Below are 22492 nucleotides of genomic sequence, written 5' to 3'. Positions count from 1 at the left end.
CGACCCGCGGGGGGGCGCTCCACCGCGGTCGCCAAACTGGCGCCATCTGATCCGAACCACTGAGCGCGCTTTCGGCTAGACTCGATGGGGTGCCAGTGACGCTCCGCATGGCCGGGGATGCTCAGCCCGAGATGACCGCCGGCGAGTCCGAGGCTGCCGAGCTGTTCCATCGGGAAGACATCCCGCGGCTGCACGGAGACGAATCATTTGCTCAGCCTCCGGCGCGCAGCGATGTGCCGCCGGCGCGCAGCGAGGTGCCGCCGGCGCACAGCGAGGTGCCGCCGGCGCGCAGCGACGCGCCGCAAGCGCGCAGCGAGGTGCCGCAAGCGCGCAGCGAGGTGCCGCAAGCGCGCAGCGACGCGCCGCTGCGCAGCGAGTTGCCGTTCCGCAGCGACGTGCCGCCGCGCGCGGATGCACTGCCAGCGCACGTCGGCGCGCGCCCGGCGCTCCCGCCGCTGCCGGCGCTCCCACCCCTGCCGGCGCGCTTCGACGGGCCGGCGCGCCGGGGGAAGGCGAAGCAGACCCCGCGCGCGCGGCGCTGCCCGACCTGCAAGCAGACCTTCTCCGGCGACTCCCGCTTCTGCCCGTTCGACGGCGATCCGCTCGCCGACGCGCCCGACTGGAATCCATCGGCCGATCCGATGCTCGGGCGCACCATCGACGGCCGCTACGAGGTGCAGGCGGTCGTGGGTGAAGGGGGGATGGGGACGGTGTACGAGGTGCGCCACAAGTCGCTCGGCCGCCTCTTCGCCCTGAAGGTGCTCCGACGCGACATCGCGCAGGACGCCGAGCTCGTCGCCCGCTTCATCCAGGAGGCCAAGGCGGCCGCGGCGATCGGCCACCCCAACATCGTCGCGGTGAGCGACTTCGGCGCGATCGAGGTCGAGACGGGGCAGGCGGAGCTGCCGTTCTTCGTCATGGAGTTCCTCTCCGGGACCTCCCTCGCGTCGCTGCTGCGCACCGAGAAGACGCTGCCGGCCGACAGGATCGGGCAGATCATGCTCCAGTGCGCCGCCGCGCTCGGGGCCGCGCACTCCGCGGGCGTCATCCACCGCGACCTGAAGCCCGACAACGTGTACCTCGTCCGCAACGGCGATCAGGAGTTCGTCAAGCTGCTCGATTTCGGCGTCGCGAAGGTGACCGGCGGCAAGCGGCTCACGCGCATCGGCATGGTGTTCGGGACGCCGCACTACATGAGCCCGGAGCAGGCGGAGGGGAAGCGCATCGACGCCCGCGCCGACATCTATGCGCTCGGCGTCCTCATGTACGAGTGCTTCGCGGGGCGCGTCCCCTTCGAGGCGGACACGTACATGGGCGTGCTGACCAAGCACATGTACATGTCGCCCGAGCCGCTCGAGCAGGTGATGCCCGACGCCACAGCGCTCGGCGCGTTCGGCCCGATCGTCATGCGCTGCCTCGCGAAGAACCCCGAGGAGCGCTTCTCCTCGATGGCCGACCTCGTCGAGGCCATTGAGCTCGCCCTCGCTCCGCCGGGCCGCGTGACCTCCGTCGCGCCCCCGGGCGAGCTGCCTCGCCACGAGTCGATACGGCCGCGCGCGACCGAGTCGATGCGGCCGCGCGCGACCGAGTCGATGCGGCCGCGCGCGAGCGAGGAGATGCTCGCCCCGGTCCAGGCGCCCGCGGAGCCGTCCGAGCCGCTCTCGATGGCCGCGCGCGTGGCGATCGCGCTCGCGGCCGTCCTCGTTCCCATCGTCATCGCCCTCGGCGTCCGCGCCTTGCGCGCCTCGGCGCCCGAGGCCGCCGCCGCCGACGCTCCCGGCGGCGCCCTCCCGGCGGAGACGGCGCTCGCCAGGGTGATCGACGAGCCGCCCGCCGCGCCCGCGGCCGCGACGGCGGCGCCCGCGCCGACCGCGCAGGAGCCGCCCCGCACCCAGGGCACAGCCGCCCCGATCCCGCCGAAGCCGACCGCGGCGGCGGCCCGTCCGCCGGCGACCGCGGCGCCCACGGCCTCCATGGTAAGGCCGCAAGCCACCGGCGATATCGTCGATCCCTGGAAGCGCTGATCGCCCGATCGGCGCGCGACGAAACCTGGCCTTCCCAGCCGTCCTGTGTGCACGATGGACGACGTCGATCGCCGGGCCCGCGGCCGCGGGACAAGCGATCGACGGCAGCGGCGACGCTCAGGGCGGAGCGCTTGACAGCGTCCGTTCGGGCTCGCCATCCTTCGCGAGGCGGAAACCTCTAGTGGCCAAGCAACAGCTCCTCCTGGTCGACGCGGATCCGCGCAGCGTTCGGGTCCTCGAGGTCAGCCTGAAAAAGGCCGGTTACAGCGTGACCACCGCGAAGGACGGAGCGGACGCTCTCGCGAAGCTCGAGGTCTCCACGCCGGACCTCGTCCTCAGCGACACGCGCCTCCCCAACGTGGACGGCTATGCCCTCGTCCGCAAGATGAAGGAGCACGCCGACTGGGCCTCGATCCCGGTCGTCTTCCTCACGAGCCAGCGGTCCATCGAGGACAAGATCCGCGGGCTGGAGCTCGGCGTCGAGGACTACCTGACCAAGCCGATCTTCGTGCGCGAGCTCATCGCGCGCGTGACGCTGCTCCTCGCGCGGCGGACGCGCGAGGGGATCACGACGCGCCACTTCTCGACGACGGGGCGGACCAGGTTCTCCGGGTCGATCCTCGACATGAACGTCGTGGATCTGCTGCAGACGTTCGAGGTGAGCCGGAAGAGCGGGATCGTCCACCTGTCGCACGCGGACAACGAGGCGCAGGTCTACTTCCGCGAGGGCAAGGTCGTCGACGCGACGCTCGGCCGGCTCTGCGGCGAGGAGGCCGTCTACCGCGCGCTCCTGTGGAACGAGGGGACGTTCGAAGTCGAGTTCTGCAAGGTCGACAACCCCGACGGGATCGAGACGTCGACGCAGGGCCTCCTCATGGAGGGCATGCGCCGCGTCGACGAGTGGGGCCGGCTCCTCGAGGCGCTGCCGTCGCTCGCGACCGTCTTCGAGGTCGACAGCGAGGAGCTGCTGGAGCGGCTGAACGAGATCCCGGACGAGCTGAACGGGATCCTGCGCCTGTTCGACGGCAAGCGCACGCTGATGCAGGTGGTCGACGCGTCCCCGTTCGAGGATCTCTCGACGCTCTCGACCATCTCGAAGCTCTACTTCGAGGGGCTGCTGGTGCCCGCCGCCGCGCTCCCGCCCGACGACGTGGTGCCGAGCGAGCCGGAGGCGGCGTTCCACGACGAGTTCTCGCCGCTCTCGTCGCCGTCGAGCGCGCGGCGCTCCAACTACCCCGAGGGGGGCCCGGGGAACGCCGGCTCCGACGACCTCGAGGACGCCGCCGTGGTCCCGGCGCCGCTCTCGAACCGGGTCTCTCCCGCGGTGCTCCCGCGCTCCCGGCCCGGTCACGAGCTGCACGCGCCGGCGGGGGACCCCGACGCGGAGTCCCCCGGGCGCCCCGTGACGACCCGCAGCGCGGTGCACGGGCCAGGGGCGGTCGGCCGAGCGGCCAGCGCGAGCGCCGCCGCGGCGCGCTCCGCGCCGTCGGAGCCGCCGCGGAGCGCCGTGTCGGCCGCGACGGCGCGCTCCGGCGCGGCGGGTGGCCGCGCGCCGTCGGAGCCGCCGCGGAGCATCGTGTCGGCCGCGGCAGCGCGCGCCGGCGCGACAGGGGGCCGCGCGCCGTCGGAGCCGCCGGGGAACGCGGTGGCGCGCCCCGTCGCGGCGGGCGGCCGCGCGCCGTCGGAGCCACCGAGGAACGCCGCATCGCCTGCCGAGGCCGCCCGGGTCACGCGGCCGCGCGCCGAGGTCGATCTCGACAAGGACACCACGCTCGCGAGCAGCGATGAGGCCCCGCTCACGCGACCGCTCGTGACGCCGCGCAGCTTCGCGCAGAAGCAGCGATCCACGAGGAGCGACAGGCCCGCGGCCGCGGCCGCTCCCGCCGAGCAGCGCGTTCGCTCCACGCCTCCCGAGGCGCCCGCAGCGGCGCCCGAGGCGCCCGCGGCGGCGCTGCCCGAGCCCGCGGCGCCGCCCGCGCCGGCGCTTGCGGCGGCAGCGGGCGTCGCGTCGCCCGCTGGCGAGGAGCGCACCGCGGCGGCGTCGACGAGCCCCACGCTGCGCCCCCGCCCGCCGAGCGACGCGCCGCCGCCTGTCGCCTTCCCGCGCGCGGCGGAGCGTGCGCAGGCGCCCCAGCCCGTCGAAGCGAAGGCCGGAGAGGCGCGCCCGATCGATGCCTCCCCGCCGCCGCTGCCGGTGCCGGACGCGGCTCCGGCGGCGAGCCTCGCGGCGGCGCCGGACGACGCGCCTCCTGGCGACCCCGGACCGATCAGCGAGAGCGAGCGCTTCTTCCTCGGCGGCGGGGTGGACGCGCCGGAGGGGATGGCGGCGCGGGAGCATCCCTCGGCCGAGGACGCCGACACGACCGCCGGCGCGGTCGAGGCCACGCTCTTCGGGCCCCGCCACGAGGAGCGTCGGGCCCGCATCGCGCGGATCGTCGCCGGCCTGGTCACGGCGCTCGCGCTCGGGGCCGCCGGCGTGTGGCTGGTCGGCCAGACGGGGCGCCCCGTGCCAGCGGCGCCGGTCCATGCGCCCTTGCCGGAGGAGGGGCCGGCGGGGCAGCACTCCGCGGCGGTGCCCGCAGCGGCTCTGGCCGCGTCGGAGCCGGAAGGAGAGCCGGCGGCGGCGGCCGCTGCCGCGGAGGGGCTCTCCGCGGCGCCGCCCGCCGACGCCCCGGCGAGCCAGCCGACCGCGCCGGCCTCGGCGAGCGCGCGGGCGAAGCCTGCCGCGGCGAGCCCCGCGCCGGCCGGAGCGCCTTCCGAGCACGCTTCGCACGCGCCGACCACCCACGCGGCGCCGCCGAGCGCGGCGGCGACCGCGGGCCAGGCCGCCGCACCGACGCGGGAGCCGGAGCCCTCGGCTGCCCCGCCCGCGTCGGCACCTGCCGCGCCCGCGCCTGCCGCGCCCGCGCCCGCTACGCCGGGCGAGGAAAGCGGGCCCCTCTCGACGCGCGTGATGCGCGCCCTGGAGTCGGGGCAGACCGGCAAGGCGGTGCAGCTCGCGCAGCAGCTCACGGCCGCTTCCCCGGGGAGCGCCGCGGCGTGGCACCTGCGCGGCGCCGCAGAGCAGGCGGCCGGGCGCGGCGGGCGGGCCTCGTTCCGCAAGTGCGCCGAGCTCTCCTCGCCCGAGTCCTCGCTCGGCGCCGAGTGCCGCGCGCTCGCCGGCATGCCGTGAGCGTGCGGTCCGCGCTCAGCGCGACCGCGACCTGAGCCGGGGATCGAGGGCCAGGGCCGCCACGTCGAGCGCCACGGTGGCGAGCACGATGGCGGCCGCGGAGAAGAGCACCGTCCCGACGATGAGCGGGCCGTCCCGGTTCTGGAGCGCCTCGACCGCCATGCTCCCGACGCCGGGCCAGCGGAAGAGCTTCTCCGTGACGATCGCGCCGCCCGCCAGCGCCCCGAGGTCGAGCGCGGCGAGCGTGGCGAGCGGCAAGAGCGCGTTGCGCAGCGCATGGACGACGAGCGCGCGCAGGCGAGAGGCGCCCTTGGCCCGCGCGGTGCGGATGAAGTCCTGGCGGAGCAGCGTCCGGAGCTCCTCGCGGACGATGCGCGCGTAGAGGGCGCTGCCGAACACGCCGAGCGTCAGCGCCGGCAGGACGAGGGAGCGCAGGTGATCGGCCGCCGTGGCGCCGTACCCGTCGTACGGCAGGAGCCGGAGCTTGTAAGCGAGCACGTACTGGAGCGCGGGGCCGATCACGAAGGTCGGCGCGCTCGCGCCGAGCAACGTGGCGCCGAGCGCCGCGTCCTCCCAGGCCGTCCCGCGGCGGACCGCCGCGACGATCCCGAGCGAGAGGCCGAGCAGGAGCTGCACCAGCAGGGCGGCCAGCGCGAGCTCGACGGAGCGCGGCACCTTCGCCTCGAGCAGATCCACGACCGGCTTGCGGTAATGGAAGCTGTAGCCGAGGTCGACGTGCAGGCCGAGCGGCCCCGCCGCGCAGCTGCGGTGCTCCGGATCGGCGCGCGCGCCCGCGTGGGCGGCAGGGGCGCCGCCGTCGCCGCCCCCCGCGGGGCCGAGGTGGACGAGCCGCCGGACGAACCGCGCGAACTGCACGGGGACCGGGCGATCGAGCCCGTGGATGGCCCGCGCGCGCTCGAGGTCCGCCGCCGAGGCCTGCGGTCCGACGAGCATCCGCGCGGCGTCTCCCGGGAGGAGGTACGTTATCCCGAACGAGACGGCGGTGACCCCCGCGATGACGATCGCGGCCCAGCCGAGGCGCCGGAGCAGGCGCGCGAGCGCGGAGCCCACCGCGGAGGCGCGGCCCGGGCGGGGCGTGGAGGCACGGCGCGCGGGCGGGGTGCTCATCGGGGGAGGACCGCGCGCGCGAGCAGCGCGCGGAGCGGCGTGGCGGTTCGTGGCGCGGCCGCGCGCGGCCCTCCGCCGGCCCCGGGCCGCGCCGACGGGTCGAGCCAGACCTCGTGCAAGCGCGACGTGAGCGCGGCGGCGCCCTCGTGGCCGCGCACGTAGGGGTGCCAGAGCTCGAGCTGCCGCGCCGTGTACGTGGGCACCCACGGCGCGCGATCGCGGACGATGCGCTCGGCGCGGTCGTACAGCGCGAGGCGCCGCGCGCGATCCTGCTCGGCGTGGGCGGCGTCGAGCGTGCGATCGAGCTCCTCGTCGCTGAAGAAGGCGTAGTTCTGCGAGCCCTCGTCGCGGATGGCGCGCGTGGAGAGCGTCGGCTCGAAGACGCTCGCCGGGTCGGGGAAATCGGCCTGCCACCCGACCCAGCCCATGGGGACGGCGCGGCGCCGCGAGGCCTCGGCGAGGTAGGTCGCCCAGCTGACGAGCCGCAGGCGGACGCGGAGGCCGATCCTGGCGAGCTGCTGCTGGACGATCTCGCCGATCGCCTGCTCCAGCGTGTCCGGGACCGCGATGTAGTCGATGACGCCCGGGTAGCCGCCCCTCCCGGTCGCCGGGTCGTACGGGTAGCCGGCCGCGGCCATCTGCTCGAGCGCCCGCGGGAGGTCGTGCTGCCGCATCGGCGCGTCGCGCGGGGGGCCCGGGATCGACGGCGGCAGCACCCGGTCGAGCGCGAGCAGATCGGGGCGCACCTTCTCGAGCACGGTCGGGTCGAGGGCGAACGCGACGGCGCGCCGGACGGCGAGCTTGTCGAACGGCGCGAGCTCGGTGTTGAGGAAGACGGCGTTGGTCCTGTCCCGCGTCACCCAGCGCCTCTGCCCCTCCCACCCGGGCGCGGCGCGGTAGGCCGCCGCGTCGATCGCGGTCAGATCGCGCAGGACGTCGAGCTCGCCCTCCTCGAACTTGTAGCGCTGGGTCGTCGCGCGCACGCCGGTCTGCCACGCGATGGCGTCGAGGTACGGCAGGCCCGGGCGGAAGTACCCCTCGTGGCGGGCGAGCCCGATGCTCCCGTCCTGGTCCCACCGCGCGACGCGGAACGGGCCGGCGCCGCACGGCGGCGGCGGGCTCGCCGCGTCGACCTCGGCCCCGGACGAGGGGCACACCGGCGCCATGAACGCGAGCGTCATGAGGGGCAGGAACGTCGCGTCCGGCGCGCGCAGATCGATCGCGACGGCGTGATCGCCGAGCACCCGCACGCCGGCGAGGTGCGGCGCCGCGCCCGCGTGGTACGCGGCGAAGCCCTCGATCATGTCGTACTGGCTCGCGCCCGGGCTCGGCGTCCTCGGGTGGAGCGTCCGCTCGATCGACCGCTTCACGTCGGCGGCGCGGAGCTCCGCGCCGTCGTGGAACCGCACGCCCTCGCGCAGCGTGAAGACGTACGTCCGCCCGCCGCGCTCCACCTCGATCGCGCGCGCGAGATCGGGCGTGATGCGGCCGCCCTGGTCCCACGTGACGAGGCGGGCGAAGACGAGCTCCGCGACGGTGCTCGAGAGCTCGTCGTAGGCGATCGCCGGATCGAGCGCGCGCGCGTTGACCGTCGTCGCGAGGCGCAGCGTCCCGCCGCGCACGGGCGCGCCGGGCGCCGGCTCGCCGCCGAGGGGCGCGCGGACGCCGCCCGCCGAGCCGCCCGAGAGCAGGAGCAGCGCCGCGCCCGCGACGAGCAGATCGACCGGCAGGCGACGGCCGCGCGGGAGCGACGCGCCGGCCGGATCGAGCGCGTCGCGGAGCCCCTCGCTCGCGCGGTGGAAGCCGAGCACGGCGAGCACGATGGCGAAGCCCGGCGCGGCCACAAGGAGCGGCCTTACCCCGAGGTACGGCTCGGCCTCGTGCAGCATGCGGCCCCAGGTCGCGGTCGGCGGCTGCGCGCCGACGCCCAGGTAGCCGAGGGCGGCCTCGGCGAGGATCATCTGCCCGGCGCTGATGGTCGCGAGCGCGAGCAGCGTCCCGCCCACGTTCGGCAGGACGTGCCGCCGGACGATGTGCAGCGGCCCCGCGCCGAGCGCGCGCGCCGAGGCCACGAAATCGCGCTGCGCGAGCTCCGCCGTCTTGGCCCGGACGACCCGCGCCGCCCCGGTCCACCCCGTGAGGCCGAGCACGAGCAGGATCGTCCCCACGTCCGCGCGCCCCACGGCGACGCCGATCGCGGTCACGAACAGGAGGTACGGCAGGGCGAGGATCACGTCGACGAGCCGCATGAGCGCGCCGTCGAGCGCGTCCGCCCGCGTGCCGGCGGCCATGCCGGCCGTGACGCCGACGAGCGCGCCGAGCCCCGTGGCGAGGGCCGTGGACGAGAGCGCGACGGCGAGCGAGAGCCGCGCGCCGTGCGCGAGGCGCGCGAGCAGGTCGCGGAAGAGCGGGTCCGTCCCGAGCCAGTGGGCGGCCGACGGCCCGGGCGGCGCGCCGGAGGCGTCGCGGGCCAGGGTGAAGTCGCTCGCGTTCGGGTCGTGGGGGATGACGGCCGGCCCCACCGCGGCGAACAGCGAGAGCAGCGCGACGATCCCGAGGCCGAGCAGCGCCGAGCGGTCCGCGAGGAACCGCCGCGCCGCGTCCTCGCCGAGGACGGCGCGCCCCGCGCGCCCGGCCGCTCGCGCCGCGCCGCGCGAGAGCCGAGCCCAGCGCGCCGCCGCCGTCACCGCTTCCCTTCGAGGAACTGCGTCACGAGCGCGACGAACTCCCCCGGCCGCTCCTCGTGGGGCGAGTGCCCGGCGTCCATGATCTCGAGCATCGCGCCGGAGATCTCGCGGGCGAGCCGCTGCGCGCTCGCCGCCGGGAAGATGCGATCGTCGCGCCCCCACACGACGAGGGTCGGCGCCGTGATCCGGGTGAGGCGCGCGACGACGGGGCGCGCGTCGAGCACCGCGCGCAGCACCGCGTGGGCGCTCTCGCGCGCCGAGGGGGCGTTGAAGAGATCGTAGTGCCGGTCGACGCGCGACAGCGGCACGGCCGCGTCCGCCCGGAACACGTCGTCGCGGAAGTACGACCGGAACGTGCCGCGGCCGTGGAGCTGCTTGAAGACGATGCCGCCCACGACCGGCAGGAGCGGGAGCTTCATCTTGAAGCTCATCGGGAACGGGTAACAGAGCGCGTCCTCCAGGACGAGCCGCTGCACGAGCTCCGGGTGGTTGGCGGCCAGCGTGATCGCGACGGCGGCGCCCATCGCGTGGCCGACGAGGTGCGCGCGGCCGACGCCGAAGGCGGCGATGAGGTCGGCCACGGCCTCGGAGAACGTCTCGATGCCGTAAGCGTACCGCGCCGGGCTCGGCTTCTCGCTCTCGCCGAAGCCCGGCAGGTCCGGGGCGATGACGTGGAACCGCTGGGCCAGCGTGTCGATCACGTCATCGAACTCCAGGTGGCTGACGAGGAAGCTGTGGATCAGCAAGAGCGCCGGGCCGTTGCCCGCGCCGGCGACCAGGACCCGCATCCTGACCCCCCGGGCGGTGACGTCCCTGATGACGCGTTCGACGGGTCGGGGGGCGGCGGGCGAAGCCGAGCTCCGACCCTCGCTGGCGAGGGCCTTGGCCATGGTGGCGGCGAGACTATCAGCCCTTTTGTCTGAAAGGACCGATGTGTGTCAGGGTACGGGGCATGCCGCTCCACGAGCCCCGCTGGGTGTCGGGCGCCCCCCTGCTCGCACCCATTGCACCGTGCGTCGCTTTTTTCCCATCCCGGCCCCCGACCCGCGTCGAGCCGGGCGGGCCGACGCGTCGCTCCGACGGACGAAAAATGTCCGAGGTACGTCAAGAACCCCGGCAAAGCACCGCGTCTCGCGACAGCCACACAATAATCGTAGTCGCGTCAATTGACTGTATTCCATTCAGTGGAATAGAGTCGCCCGCGTCGGTTGGGTAGGGCCTCCGGCAATCGATGGGAGGACCGGTGCAGAGGATCCCTGAGGAGGTGCTTGATCGCATCGAGCGGGAGCACGCCCAGGGGATCACATCGAGCGATATCCTCGAGCTGTTCGCGGCTCATGGCATCAAGTTCAGCGAGGCGACGCTCCGGAAGTATGTGCAGCTCGGCTTGCTCCCGCGCAGCGTGCGGGTGGGGCGCAAGGGCAAGCACCAGGGCTCGCAGGGGATGTATCCGGCCACGGTAGTCCGCCAGGTTCAGCGCATCAAAGAGATGATGGCCCAGGACTACACCATCGAAGAGATCCAGCGTGAATTCCTGTTCGTGAGAGGTGATATCGAGGAGCTCGAGCGCACGATGACCAAGGTCTTCAATGCGCTCAGGGATGCCGCCAAGGAGAGGCGGAGCGAGACGAGCGGCAGGGCGATCGCCCAGGACCTCGCGAGCGCGGAGTCGCTCGCGCGGGAGCTCGTCTCCAAGCTGGCGTTGATAGAAGAGCGCTTGATGGCGCAAGCGCGGCTCACGAAACAGGCGGCTTCCTCTTGAGGGGCCGAGTCGCGGGGCTTTCGTCGTCGTGAAGTACATGGGGCCGCGGGCGCGGCCCCGCCTGGGTTTGATGCGATCGACGGGACGGGCATCGGCTCGTTTCGTCGCGATTTTTTAGGGACGGCATCCGGCTTTACGTCGGGCTTAAGGAGCGGATCCCTCTGCGCTCGAGCTGGGACTCGGACGTACGGGGAGAGACGCGCGCGCTTGAGAGCGGAGACGCTACCAAACGGAGGCAGCGCATGGCGACGGTGTCTGACAGCGAGCTCGAGATCTTCGGCCTGGACGGTGCGGATGCGGCGGAGGGCGATCGCGGCCCAGCGGGCTCGACGGAGCCTGTCGTGGAGGGCGCGCTCGCGCTCCAGGCCGACCCCGCGGAGTCGGGGAACGCCATCACGCGCGAGCAGCGCAGGTCGCGGCGGAAGCGCGAGATCCGGGCGCGGACGATCAGCGTCAAGCGCATGACCAAGCGCGAGCTCGAGATCGGCCGGATGCTCTACCCCGAGACCGACTACTACAAGCCGCGGGCCCGCGCCGAGTGCGTCGACGGCCCGAGGCCGTGCCCGTACGTCTCGTGCCAGCACCACCTCTATCTCGACGTCTCCGCCAGGACGGGCGCCATCAAGCTGAACTTCCCCGATCTCGAGGTCTGGGACATGAACGAGACGTGCGCGCTCGACGTCGCGGATCGCGGCGGCACGACGCTCGAGGACGTCGGGGCGATCATGAACCTGACCCGCGAGCGGATCCGCCAGGTCGAGGTCAAGGCGCTCGCGAAGCTGGAGGCGCTGAAGGACATGATGGCGCTGCGCGATTACGTCGACGAGGGTCCGGTCGGCAAGCGCCGGCTCCCCGTGCTGACCCAGCCGGACGACGAGGACGAGGACGAGGTCGACGAGAACGATGACGAGGCCACGGGCGCGGACAGCGACGCCGACGACGAGGGCCCCGAGGCGACCCGCGCCGGGCGGCCGGCCGAGCTAGAGGACGCCGGCGACTTCGATGGCGGGGAGTGATCAGTCGGGCCGGGCCTCGACGGTCACCATAGCGTCCGCGCCGAGCGCGCCCGCCAGGAAGGCGCGCCACGCGGCCAGCGTGATCTTCGCGGCGGCCGCGCGGGAGGGGCGGCCGTTGAACAGGTGGATGAGCCGGCGCCTGGGCTCCGCGAGCGCGTCGCGCTCCCGCCGGGCGAGGTGGGCCTCGGCGCGGCCGAGATCGGCGTCGGTCACCCGCTGCGCCAGGCCGGCGAGGAGCTCCTTCACGCGGGCCGACGCCTCGCTCAGCTCGCCGGCCTCCGCCCTGATCTCGACGGCGAGCGCCGCCGCGCGTGTCCCGCCGAGGACGCGCGCGCTCGCGCGGGCCGCGAGCGGCCGCTTCGTCGGCGCCGCGCTGGCTGGAGCCGGGGACGCCGTGCTCGCCGCGGGAGAGAGCGCGGCCGCGAGCAGCCCGCCTTCGCCGTTGAGGGCGAAGGCCGTGAGCTCGGCGAGCTCGCGCGCCGTGGGAGAGGCCTCGCGCGCCGCAGGGAGCCGCGCGCCGACGACGGCCTGCGACAGGGCCGCCCCGGCCGGCAGGCGGGCGTCGTGGTGACCGAGCCGGGGCACCACCGCGCCGTCCGGTGAGCCGCACCCGCGCGGGGTGAGCCGCGGCGCGAGCCAGCGCTCGGCGGCCTCCGCCGCGGCGGCCGCCTGGGAAGCGTCGGCGTTCGCGAGGACGGCGAGCCGGAGCGGGCCGGTCGCGAGGGCCTGCCAGCGGAGCTGCACGGTCTCGAGCGCGCCGCTCGCCACCCGGTCCCAGACGCCGAACGGCTCGATCCAGGACGGGTGGTCGGGCGCGATCGCGGAGGCGAAGGCCTCGAGCGCCGCGGCCCGCCCCCCGGAGAGGTGCTCCAGGTGCTGGAGCGCCGCGGCGCGCGCCAGCGTGAGCGCCTCGGGGCCGGGCGTGGTCGCCGCGACCGTGCGCGCGGCGGCGTTCGCCACGCGGCGCCCGAGCTCGGCCGGGGTCTCGCGCTCGTCGCGGAACGGCGCGTGCGCGATCACGCCGACGGCATCCGCCGTGACCCACGGCTCGATCGTGACGTCGAGCTCGCGCCGCCGGGTCTGCACGGCGGCGAGCGCGGCGAGCGCCGTCGCGCCGGCGTCGTACAGCCCTTCCTCGGCGACGCCGCACGGGCTCCCGAGCAGGACCCAGACCTCGCCTTGCCCGCGCTCGACGAGCGCCCGCCGCTCCAGGGAGGGCTGGGCTCCCGGCGCGAGCGCGCGCGAGAGCTCGGCCTCGAAGCGCCGGGCGCCGGCCTCGCCCGGCGCCGCGGGCTTCGGCGGGTCGGCGCTCGGAGGGAGGCCGAGCGCCGTCGCCCACCGCTCCGGCGGCGCGCCCGGGGCGCTCCCCGAGAGCGCCCACCACGAGGCGCGCGCGCCGGCGTCGCGAGGGTCCTGCGCGGTGAGGACCTGACGCGTGGCGACGTCGGGGTTCGACGGCGCCGAGAGGCCGCGGCGGATCTCCTGCCGCGCCACCGCGGCCGCGAGCGCCGCCGAGGCCTCGACGGGCGGGGCCGTGGGCAGATCGGCGGCCTCGATGGTCACGCTCACGCAGCCGCCGCGCGGGCGGGCGACGCCGAGCACCTCGACGGCGCGAAACGGGGAGGGGAGCGCCGAGAGCCGCGCGCGCAGCGGGGACCCAGGCGCGCCGAGCCGCTCCGCCGCGGCGACGGCCGCCTGGGGGCTCGCGACGCGCGCGGCCACGGTCACCCGGGCGGCGCGCCGCCCGAGCTGGTTCGTCGTGTACACGCCGACCGTGTCCGCCGCCGGCCAGGGGTCCGCGGGCGGGCCGCCCGCCGGCCAGGCGTCGATGTCCTCCGCCGCGCGCGCCGCCTCCTCGCAGAACGCGGCCGGGCCGACGGCGGCGATCGAGGTGCGCCCGGCGTGAAGCGCCGCGGCGCGCCACCCCTCGAGCTCCCGCGCGCCCGCGGGCGTCGCCAGATCGACGACGGGCTCGGCGCCCGCGAGGCCCAGCTGGCCGGTGCAGGCCGCGATCGGCGAGAGCTCCGGCGCGTCGAGCGGGCTCGATCGGAGCGCCTGCGTCCGCTCCGCGGCCCGGGCGACCTCCGGGCTGCCCGCCGCGATGGGCTGCGCGAACGCCGCCGACAGCGCGCGCAGGAACGGCGCGACGCGCGCCGCGTCCCTGACGAGCAGGCGCACGCGGAAGGCGCCGCGGTCGATGCGCGCGTCCACGTCGAAGCCGGCGGCGAGCAGGCGCGCCTCGACCACGCTGGCGAGCGCCGTCGTCGCGACCGAGCCGAGATCGGTCGCGACCGAGACGACGAGCGCGGGCGCGGGATCGCCGTCGCGCGAGACGAGCGCGAGCCGCGGCCGGGCGTCGAGGTGGCGCACCTCGATGCGCCCGACGCTGCCCTCGGGCGTCGAGGCGAGGGCGTGCCCCGGCGCCGACGGGCCGCCGGGGGCCGCGCCCTGGCAGGCCGCGAGCAGGACGAGCGGCGAGAGGAGCGCGGGCCTCAGGGAGCGCATGCGTCGTCGGAGGGCAGGGGCGCGCCTTCCAGCTGGAAATCGGCCGGGCAACGCGGGGCGATCTTGAAGCCGTAGAAGTAGGTGAGCACGCCGGTGACGGACCGGAAGGAGGCGCCGTCCGCGAGCGGCGGCCCCTCGCGCTCGAGATCGTAGAGCTCGTTCGAGAGGCGCGGGACGTCGGCGGGGCGCACGCCGGCCCCGACGTCGATCGACGCCGCGTAGCGGCCGTCGCGGCTCGAGGGGGCGCCGGCGATCCTGACGCCCTCGATCCGCACGAGCATGCCGATGTACGGGCGCGCCGACGCGTAGCCCCTCAGGTCGTCGAGCGGCACGCGGATCGGGACGGCGGGGCGGTCCTCGAAGCGGAAGCTCATGGTCCCGCCGAGCTCGGGCAAGGTGCGGCATCCGCCGAAGCGGCCGGCGGAGGGGCCGAGGAACTCGGTGAGCTCGCCGAGCACGTCGACGACGTCGCCCGGGATGAGCCGCAGATCCGGCGGGTCGAACGCGGGCTGGAAGACCGTCATCCCCGAGTAGGGGACCGGCTCGTCGGCGCTGTCTTGCACGTAGTGGTTGCCGCGCGCGCCCTCGCCGGTCTCGTCGAAGCTGTCGATGGCGACGAGGGTGGCGCCGGTGACGTGGGCGCGGCGAGCGGGCGGCGCGGCGCAGCGCCGGCTCTCTTCGTCCTCCGGGTCGAGCCACCCGGCGTCGCCGACGATCTCGGCGACGCGCGCGCCGCCGCCGCGCTCGTCGGCGAGGGGGATCGCGGGGGCGTCTCCGCCGCCGCCGCCGCACGCGCCGAGCAGCGGGGCGGCGGCCGCGATGAGCGGGAGCGCGGAGGAGGTGCGGGGCGGGCGAGCCATCCTCCCCGGCTCATACCACAGGGCCGACGGCCGCCGAGCCCCCTTCGCGGGAGGGAAACGTCACGCCGCGAGGCTGACGCTGGACAGCATCGCCTCCAGGCGGCTCTGGATCTTGTGGCGCTTCGAGTACACCGTCTTCACGCTGATCCCCATCCGCGCCGCGATCTGCTCCGGGGGCAGGCCCTCGGCGAAGTAGAGCGCGACGAACTCGCGGTCCTTGCTGGAGAAGGCGTGGAGCACCCGCCCCACGATCGCGGCGCGCTCGCGGCGCTCGGCCTGCTCCTGCGGCGAGGGGCGCTCGCAGGGCAGCTCGACCGCCGCGTCGTCGAGCGGGGCACAGCGCGGCGCGCGCCTCCTCGAGCGCAGATGGTCGTACGCGCAGTGGACGGCGAGCGTGCCGATCCAGGAGCTCAGCCGCGCGCCGCGGCCTGCGTCGAAGGTCCTCAGCTTGCGCATGTCGTTCGAGAGCAGCTGCACGAGCAGCGTCGCGTGGATGTCGCGGATGTCGTCCTGCGCGACCACAGCGGAGAAGCGGGCGATCACGCCGCTGATGCAGCGGTGGACGAGCCGATCGTAGCGAGCGTGGAAGGCGCGCCAGGCGCGCTCGTCCCCCGCGATCATCGCCTCCACCAGCGCACCTTCGGCGAGCTCGCCGAGGTCTTCGGAGCGTCGGTCGTCGCAGAGAAGCAAGTCGTTGGGCATGCCTGGCTCCTGTGCACCCGACGTGCCAGCGAGGACCGATGCGCGGGGGCGTCGCGGCGCTGCGCGGCGTCCTCGCCCGGCGGCGGCCGTCGTCGCGCGATCTTCCGTGATCTTCCGCGGAGCGCCGGCGCGGCGCGCGATCTCCGGCGCCGCGGAGCTCGGGCGACGAGCGCGCGTCGCAGGGGTCATCGCAGCGGCGGCGGGTCGTCGCGGACCTGCGCGTGCCCGGCGCGCTGTTAACGCGGGTTCACGCGCCCGGCGCCGATCTGGAGACCCCGCGCGCATCGCCTCGGCGCGCGGGCCTGTTTCGGGTTATGGACGGATCGTGCTCTCCGGTCGTGCCCTGGCCCTCGCGGTCCTCGCGTGGTCGTTCCTCAAGGTTACCGTGCGCCGTCTCTTCGACGACGGTCCGAGCGGGCTCGCGCTCTTCCGCGAGAACTACGACGCCGATGGCCTGCCGCCGCTCTCGCCCGCCGAGCGCGCGGCCTTGCCCCGCTTCTCCCGCTGCATCGCGTGCGGGCGCTGCGATCTCGGGGAGGCCGAGCGCATCGCGGCCTCCAGGGGGGCCTACCGCGGCCTCATGACCGTGGTCCTCGCGTCGTCGCGGAGCATGCCGGACTTCGACGCCGCGGCGCTCGCGCTCGCGCACGTGCCGGAGGAGGTGCTCGCCGAGAAGGAGAGGATCTGCCCGACCGGCGTGCCGTTCCGCGCGCTGGCCGGGTTCGTGCGGGCCAAGGCCAGGCCCCAGGCGGCGCCGTCCGCGGACGGGGCGGGGAGCGGCGAGCCCTCGGCCCTGGCCCTCGTCGCCGCGGTGGCCTCGCCCGCGGCCGACCTCGACCCCTCGTCGGCCGATCGCGCCGCGCCCGAGGCGACGTGATGACGCCCCGTGGACGCCGCGGCGCGGCGAGGACGCTCGCCTTCCTCCTCCTCTCTTTCACCCCCGCCTGCTCCGCTCACCAGCCTGCAGCGCCCCGCACGGGCGCCGACGCGCCGATCGCGCGCGGCGTCGCGCCGAGCACCCCGCCGGCGCTCCCGCGGCCCCAGGCCGAGGGCGACGATCCGGACGACACCGACGGCATCTCCACGCCGCTCGCGCCCGCGAGCGCGCGGAGCGCGGCGAAGGGGACGCCGATCCAGCACGGGCGCGCCACCTACTACGCCGACAAGTTCACCGGCCGCCGCACCGCGAGCGGCGAGCGCTACAACCCGCGCGCGCTCACGGCCGCGCACCGGACGCTGCCCTTCGGCGCCGTGGTCGACGTGGTCCGCCGGGACGGCCGCCGCGTGCGCGTGCGGATCAACGACCGCGGCCCGTTCAAGCGCGGAAGGATCATCGATCTCTCGCGCAAGGCCGCCGAGCGGATCGGGCTCATCCAGGACGGCGTCACCCAGGTGACGCTGGAGCTCATCTGGAAGCCGGCGCGGCGGCCGCGCTGACGCGCGCCGCCGCGGCTACTGGACGAGGCTGAGCCGCGGGGCCGCGGCGAAGGCCGCGAGGTGGCCGCTCTCCTCGGCCACGTAGACGTCGCACCGCTCGTCCACCCGCAGGAGATCCGGGATGAGGTCCGTCGGCACCTTGCCGAGCAGCGCGCCGTCGCGCGGCCGGACGACGTGCACCTCGCTCTGCGGCACGAACAGCGCGCCCGAGCGGAGCACCGGCTCGAGGCGCCGCGGCCTGTCGCCCTCGACGCCGCCCGCGATGACGTGCCGGTACCGGACCGCGCCGTCGTGCGCGCCGACCCCGACGATCTCGCCTGCCTCGCTGTTCACGACGACCACATCGTCCACCATGAGGCACGAGGCCGTCGCCGCGCACGCGGTCAGCTCGAAGCGCGTCGCCCCGGTGCGGCGATCGAGCCCCACGAGCCCCGTGCCGCGCCGCCCGTGGGTCACCACGCACACCGTCTCGGGCCCGAGCAGCGGCGCGCCGACCGGCGCCACGTGCTTCGGCAGATCGACCGTCCACCGCGCCTCGCCGGACCACGGGTCGAGGTGGTGCAGCCGCGCCCCGCCGCGGCCGACGAAGGCGCCGTCGCCCGCCAGCGCGAAGAGCGCGTCGTGATCGACCGCCACCGGCGACGCGAACGGGAGCCGGTCGCAGAAGCGCCACACGACCTCGCCGCTCAGCACGTCGAGCGCCGCGAGGGCCGGCTCGCCGCTGCCCACGAGGACGAGCTTGCCCGCGCGGCGGAGCCGGAAGTTCTCGCCGCGCCGCGCGGCGTAGCGCCAGCGCACCTCGCCGGAGTAGAGGTCCACGGCCGCGAGGTGGCGCGTCCCCTCGCTCACGATGAGCATCCGCGGCAGCCCGGGGGCGCTCACCACCGCGCCCGAGGCGTTCGCGCCCACGCGCGGCGAGAGCCGCGTCGACCAGGCGACCTCGCCGCTCGACAGATCGTGCAGCTGCAGCGTGCCGTCGGGCAGGAGCCGCCCGAGGCCGACCGGCGTCATCACCGAGACCGCGCGCGGCGCGGGCTTGCGCCACAGGCACTCGCCGGTGCGCCGATCGATGCACGTCAGCTCGCGCGTCGAGCCCACCACCAGCACGTCGCCGCAGAGGAAGGTGGCGCGGAGATCGAGCGACGGGATCGCCGCGATCCACCGGGCCGTGAAGCGCAGGCGCGTCCTCCCGAACGTGTCCTCGGCGGCGGCCTGCGGGCGCGCCGCCGCCGCGAAGGCGCGGTACGTCTCCGGGGCCACGTTGATCTTCGCGTCGTTGCGCGTGAGCTCGCGGAGCCGCTCGGCGAGCTCGCGGACGCGCGCCCGGAACTCGAACAGGCGCAGGTTCGACGTCTGCCCGCGATCGCGGCGCACCAGGCTGCGCGCGAGCGCCCGCCCGAACGCGACGACGCCCTGGGCGAGCGCCGCCACGTCGACGGCCGGGAAGGTCCAGGTCTGCGCCCGCTCCTCGGCGGCCGCGAACGAGGGTACGCGGCCAGCGCCGGGCGCGCGGGGATCCGCGGAGGGGACGCGGCCCACGCGGGGCACGCCGAGCGTGAGCGACAGCGCCCCCTCGCTGTGCAGCCGGACGCCGAGGATCGCGCCGCCGACGGTCAGCCGCCGGTGGTAGGGCTGGCGCCGCGCCCACGCGTCGAGCGACTCGAGCGACAGCGACGCGAGCTGCTCGGCGAACGGGAAGACGAAGACGTCGGGCAGCTCCCGCGCCTCCTCGCCCACGAGCACGCGGATCTTGCCCCGGAAGAGGAGCGAGAAGAGGTCGGCCCGGAGCACGGCCGGCTGCGTGAGCGCCGCGCCCTGCGACGTGCGCAGGAGCGCCTCGGCCGCGATGGCGATCGGGATCTCGCCGGTCGGCTCGACGCCCACGATCGCGGGCTCTCCCCCCGCCTCGTCGGGCGAGAACGGCAGGGAGGCCGCGAGGCACCGCCGCGCGGCCGGGAGCCGCTGCTCGCCGAGCCCGCCGAGATCCGCGTCGTTGTCGGCGAAGGCGGCGTCGCGGCGCGCGCCTGGGCCCCTGCGCGAGGCGAGCCGGTCGATGGCCGCGAGGAGGCGCGCGCAGAGCGCTTCGCCGTCGAAGCGCCGCTCGTGCAGGGCGACCTCGGGCACGTCCCCGCCCTGGAAGACGGTGACGAGGAGGTCGCGGCCCACGCGCTCCAGCCCGAGCTCCCAGGGGTCGGGCTCGAGGCACAGGCGCACGACCGCGCGCGCGCGGCGTCCGGAGGCGAGCTCCGCCGCGGCCTCGGCGAGCTCGCAGAGCAGCGGCAGCGCCTCGGCCTCGGCGCGTAGCGGCAGCGCCGCTCCATCGAGCGGAGGAGACGCGTTGCGCGCCCCCTCCAGGACGAAGTCGAGCACATCGTGCAGCGACGTGCGCTCGGGCTCCGGTGAGCAACGGGTGTTGTCGGCGACAAGTGACAGTCCGGGCATCCGCCGACGGATGCTAGGCAGCGCGCGGCCCTATCCTAAGTTTTGTGCGCGGATCGCCGCGGAGTGGACAAGCACGTGCCACCTGGCTAGACGGCGCCGGCGCCGGGCGCGCCGCGGCCCGAGGCGCCCTGCGACGCGAGGACGCCCCGGCGACGGCGGCGCGCTCCGCGCAGAATGGTTGGCAATCGAACCGGACGTGCGACACTGCGCAGCCCGAGCGCCATGCCTGCCGAGAGACCGCCCCATTTCTCGATGCTCCGGTCGTTCGCGCTCGCCGACTTCGTCACGCTGGCGAACGCGGCGAGCGGCACGCTGAGCATCCTGCTTTGCCTGAACTACGTGGCCGAGCGCGAGCGCATCTATATCTGGGTGGCCTTCGGGCTCCTGCCGTTCGCGCTGGCGTGCGACGTCCTCGACGGCACGATCGCGCGCTGGCGTCGCAAGCACTCGCCGCTCGGGGCCGATCTCGACTCCCTCGCCGACGTGGTCTCGTTCGGCGTCGCGCCCGCGGTGCTCGGCTACGCGCTCGGCCTGCGCGGGCCGTGGGACGCCGCCGCCCTCGTCTACTTCGTCGCCTGCGGGATCAGCCGCCTCGCGCGGTACAACGTGACGGCGGCCGAGCTGTCGGACGATCGAGGAAAGGTGCGCTACTACGAGGGGACGCCGATCCCCACGAGCCTGCTCATCGTGCTGCTCTTCGGGGTGCTGTTTGCCAAGGAGCGCGTGCACGAGCAGCTCTGGCTCGGGTCCATCGCGCTCGGCCCCTGGGCGTTCCACCCGCTCAGCCTGGTCTATGTCGTGAGCGGCAGCGCCATGGTCAGCGGCACGTTGAGGATACCGAAGCCGTAGCGGGTGAGGGCCGGTGGGCGGCGCGGCGCGCCGACGCGCCAGCGTTCGGGTTCGGCGCGCCACACACCCTTGCCTCTCCCTGGGTGTCCAGGCAGGCTCCGGTCATGGGTCAGCCGGCCGAGAAGCAGCCCCGCGCCACGTACGCCGACCTCGAAGCCGTCCCGTCGACCAAGGTGGCGGAGCTCGTCCGCGGCACCCTGCACGTGTTCCCCCGCCCGGCGCCGCGGCATGCGCGCGCCGCGTCCCGGCTCGGGGGGAAGCTGTCCGGCCCCTTCGACCTGGGCGAAGGCGGGCCCGGCGGCTGGACCATCCTGGTCGAGCCTGAGCTGCACCTCCCCGACCCGCGCACGCCGGGTGAGTTCGACGTGCTCGTGCCCGACCTCGCCGGCTGGCGGATCGAGCGCATGCCCGAGCTGCCCGAGACGGCCTTCTTTCCGCTCGCTCCCGACTGGATCTGCGAGATCCTGAGCCCGTCGACCGAGGACGTCGATCGCAGGGAGAAGATGCCCCTCTATGCGCGCGAAGGCGTGCTCCACGCGTGGCTCGTCGATCCACTCCGGCGCACCCTCGAGGTCTTCTCGCTCGCCGCGGGCAGGAGCTGGGAGCCCGGCCCCGTCCACAGCGGCGCGGCGCGGGTCCGGGTCGTGCCCTTCGAGGCCATCGAGATCGATCTCTCGGTGCTCTGGGCGAAGTAGCGACGTAGCGGAGGCGAGTCCCCGGTCCGGCCGGGCCGCGCGCGGTGGCCCTCGATCACGGGCGCCCGGCGGCGATAGACTGTCCGGATGCGGCCCTGCAGGAGCTGTGGTGCCTCGCTGGAGGCAAGTCGTGATGGGATCGCATGCCCGCGCTGCGGCGCGGATGCGCCCGGCGTCGCCGGCGCGGCCGCGCCGCGGGGCGCGCCAGCGCCGGGGCCATCCCGGGCGACGAAGGTGCTCCTCGCCGCGGCGATGGCCGCGGTCGGGATCGGCTTCGCGGTGATGTTCTTCGCGCGCGTCGACCCGCCGCAGGAGCCCGCGCCGCGCGCGCGCCCGCTCTCCACGCAGCGCGACGCCCTCTGCTTCGTGGACGCGAACGGCGACGACACGCCCGACCCGGTGCTGTGGCAGGACGGCAAGACCCGCGGGCGCGTGGTGGCCGTCGACGGGCGCAGCGGGCAGGGGATCTGGGCCTCGCTGGAGATCGAGGAGCCGGACGCGCTCGCCTGCGCGGACCCGAACACGGTGCTCGCGGGCGGGGGCGACGCCGCGCTGCGCGCGCTGGACGCCCGCACCGGCAAGGCGCGCTGGGTGGCGGACCTCCCCGGGGTCCCCGACGAGATCGCGGGGGGCGATGGCTGCGCGACCGTGGTGATGAAGGACGGCACGGCGACCGGGATCAAGCTCGAAGGGGGCGGGGCGGCCGACTGCCCGACGGCGCCGCAGCCGTCGGCGATCACGGGGCACTTCTGGGAGCGCAAGAAGAACCCCCAGGTGGTCCAGGCCGGCGACGTGGAGGTCGTGCTCACCGCGCCGGCCGGGGGCCCGCCGCGGCTCACCGCCGAGGGGCGGCGCGGCGGCGAGTCGCTCTGGAAGAAGGAGCTCGCCGCGCGCGCGCCGCTCTCCGGCGGGCGGCCCGACCTGTTCCTCGTCGCGAGCGGCGGCGCCGCCGTCGTCGTCGGCGTCGACGTGGTGAACGGCACCGAGCCGCGGATCATCGCCCTCGATCCGGTGTCCGGGGCCGCGCGGTACGAGCGCGCCGCGGCCTACCTCGGCGACCGGCTCACGGCGGCGAAGGCGTCCGGCCCCTACGTCTACGTCATCAGCGGCGCCGCGGTGAGCGGCGCTGCGCTGCGCGCGATCGATCCGGCGACCGGAGAGACCGCGTGGCGCGCGACCACGCTGCCGTCGCCGTGAGCCGGTCGCCGGCGTG

General features: G+C 75.5%; 16 protein-coding genes. 9 read left to right on the top strand and 7 right to left on the bottom strand.

The genetic code is table 11. The features are described from left to right. The first annotated feature begins 89 nt into the window (after positions 1–89). Together WMF44_RS19915 and WMF44_RS19910 are read left to right on the top strand one after the other, a co-directional pair. Positions 90–2024 carry a protein kinase domain-containing protein gene (locus tag WMF44_RS19915; RefSeq protein ID WP_437300699.1) on the top strand — a complete coding sequence of 645 codons (1935 nt, stop codon included), beginning with the start codon at positions 90–92 and terminating at the stop codon, positions 2022–2024. Positions 2025–2205: 181 nt separating this feature from the next. Beyond that, positions 2206–5196: a response regulator gene (locus tag WMF44_RS19910; RefSeq protein WP_437300698.1), complete on the top strand. Its 2991-nt coding sequence runs from the start codon at positions 2206–2208 to the stop codon at positions 5194–5196. Positions 5197–5211: 15 nt separating this feature from the next. On the opposite strand, the gene WMF44_RS19905 is transcribed toward WMF44_RS19910, so the two are convergent. From WMF44_RS19905 to WMF44_RS19895, 3 genes are read right to left on the bottom strand one after another with little or no spacing between them, the layout of a single operon-like run. Continuing rightward, complete coding sequence (locus WMF44_RS19905) at positions 5212–6324, bottom strand: ABC transporter permease (RefSeq protein WP_437300697.1); 1113 nt, start codon at positions 6322–6324, stop codon at positions 5212–5214. Next, complete coding sequence (locus WMF44_RS19900) at positions 6321–9011, bottom strand: ABC transporter substrate-binding protein (protein ID WP_437300696.1); 2691 nt, start codon at positions 9009–9011, stop codon at positions 6321–6323. Before WMF44_RS19900 ends, WMF44_RS19905 begins: the two co-directional genes overlap by 4 nt. Further along, positions 9008–9799, bottom strand: coding sequence for an alpha/beta fold hydrolase (locus WMF44_RS19895; protein WP_437300695.1), 792 nt, complete (start codon positions 9797–9799; stop codon positions 9008–9010). Before WMF44_RS19895 ends, WMF44_RS19900 begins: the two co-directional genes overlap by 4 nt. Before the next feature lie 455 nt (positions 9800–10254). Here WMF44_RS19895 and WMF44_RS19890 point away from each other — a divergent pair, with 455 nt between their 5' ends. Both WMF44_RS19890 and WMF44_RS19885 read left to right on the top strand, forming a co-directional pair. Beyond that, positions 10255–10773, top strand: coding sequence for a MerR family transcriptional regulator (locus WMF44_RS19890; RefSeq protein WP_437300694.1), 519 nt, complete (start codon positions 10255–10257; stop codon positions 10771–10773). A 242-nt stretch (positions 10774–11015) separates the two neighbouring features. Then, on the top strand, positions 11016–11789 hold the full coding sequence (locus tag WMF44_RS19885; RefSeq protein ID WP_437300693.1) for a sigma factor-like helix-turn-helix DNA-binding protein: 774 nt from the start codon (positions 11016–11018) through the stop codon (positions 11787–11789). Here the strand turns inward: WMF44_RS19885 and WMF44_RS19880 are convergent, their stop codons facing one another. The 3 genes from WMF44_RS19880 to WMF44_RS19870 are packed head-to-tail and all read right to left on the bottom strand — an operon-like array spanning position 11790 to position 15856. Continuing rightward, positions 11790–14294 (bottom strand): hypothetical protein, encoded by a 2505-nt coding sequence (locus tag WMF44_RS19880; RefSeq protein WP_437300692.1) that lies wholly within the window; start codon positions 14292–14294, stop codon positions 11790–11792. It lies immediately after the preceding gene. Beyond that, on the bottom strand, positions 14282–15154 hold the full coding sequence (locus WMF44_RS19875) for a hypothetical protein (RefSeq protein WP_437300691.1): 873 nt from the start codon (positions 15152–15154) through the stop codon (positions 14282–14284). Before WMF44_RS19875 ends, WMF44_RS19880 begins: the two co-directional genes overlap by 13 nt. A gap of 60 nt (positions 15155–15214) precedes the next feature. Continuing rightward, entirely contained in the window at positions 15215–15856 is a 642-nt protein-coding gene (locus WMF44_RS19870; RefSeq protein WP_437300690.1) for an RNA polymerase sigma factor, read from the bottom strand. A 325-nt stretch (positions 15857–16181) separates the two neighbouring features. Between WMF44_RS19870 and WMF44_RS19865 the strand changes: the two genes are divergently transcribed. Both WMF44_RS19865 and WMF44_RS19860 read left to right on the top strand, forming a co-directional pair. Beyond that, positions 16182–16733 (top strand): hypothetical protein, encoded by a 552-nt coding sequence (locus tag WMF44_RS19865; protein WP_437300689.1) that lies wholly within the window; start codon positions 16182–16184, stop codon positions 16731–16733. A gap of 200 nt (positions 16734–16933) precedes the next feature. After that, entirely contained in the window at positions 16934–17293 is a 360-nt protein-coding gene (locus WMF44_RS19860) for a septal ring lytic transglycosylase RlpA family protein (protein WP_437301582.1), read from the top strand. 15 nt (positions 17294–17308) lie between these two features. On the opposite strand, the gene WMF44_RS19855 is transcribed toward WMF44_RS19860, so the two are convergent. After that, positions 17309–19735, bottom strand: a complete 2427-nt coding sequence (locus WMF44_RS19855) for a PQQ-binding-like beta-propeller repeat protein (protein WP_437300688.1) — start codon at positions 19733–19735, stop codon at positions 17309–17311. A gap of 222 nt (positions 19736–19957) precedes the next feature. Between WMF44_RS19855 and WMF44_RS19850 the strand changes: the two genes are divergently transcribed. The 3 genes from WMF44_RS19850 to WMF44_RS19840 all read left to right on the top strand — a co-directional run bounded on the left by WMF44_RS19850 (position 19958) and on the right by WMF44_RS19840 (position 22476). Then, entirely contained in the window at positions 19958–20584 is a 627-nt protein-coding gene (locus WMF44_RS19850; protein ID WP_437300687.1) for a CDP-alcohol phosphatidyltransferase family protein, read from the top strand. Between the two features lie 104 nt (positions 20585–20688). Then, a complete protein-coding gene (locus tag WMF44_RS19845; protein WP_437300686.1) occupies positions 20689–21279 on the top strand; it encodes a Uma2 family endonuclease in 591 nt (196 codons plus the stop codon). A gap of 87 nt (positions 21280–21366) precedes the next feature. Next, positions 21367–22476, top strand: a complete 1110-nt coding sequence (locus WMF44_RS19840) for an outer membrane protein assembly factor BamB family protein (protein WP_437300685.1) — start codon at positions 21367–21369, stop codon at positions 22474–22476. The last annotated feature ends 16 nt before the right edge of the window (positions 22477–22492 follow it).

The organism is Sorangium sp. So ce426, assembly GCF_051475585.1.
GTDB classification, from domain to species: Bacteria; Myxococcota_A; Polyangia; order Polyangiales; family Polyangiaceae; genus Sorangium; species Sorangium cellulosum_B.
The sequence above is the reverse complement of the archived record's forward strand: the minus strand, read 5'-3'. Positions and strand labels throughout refer to the sequence as shown.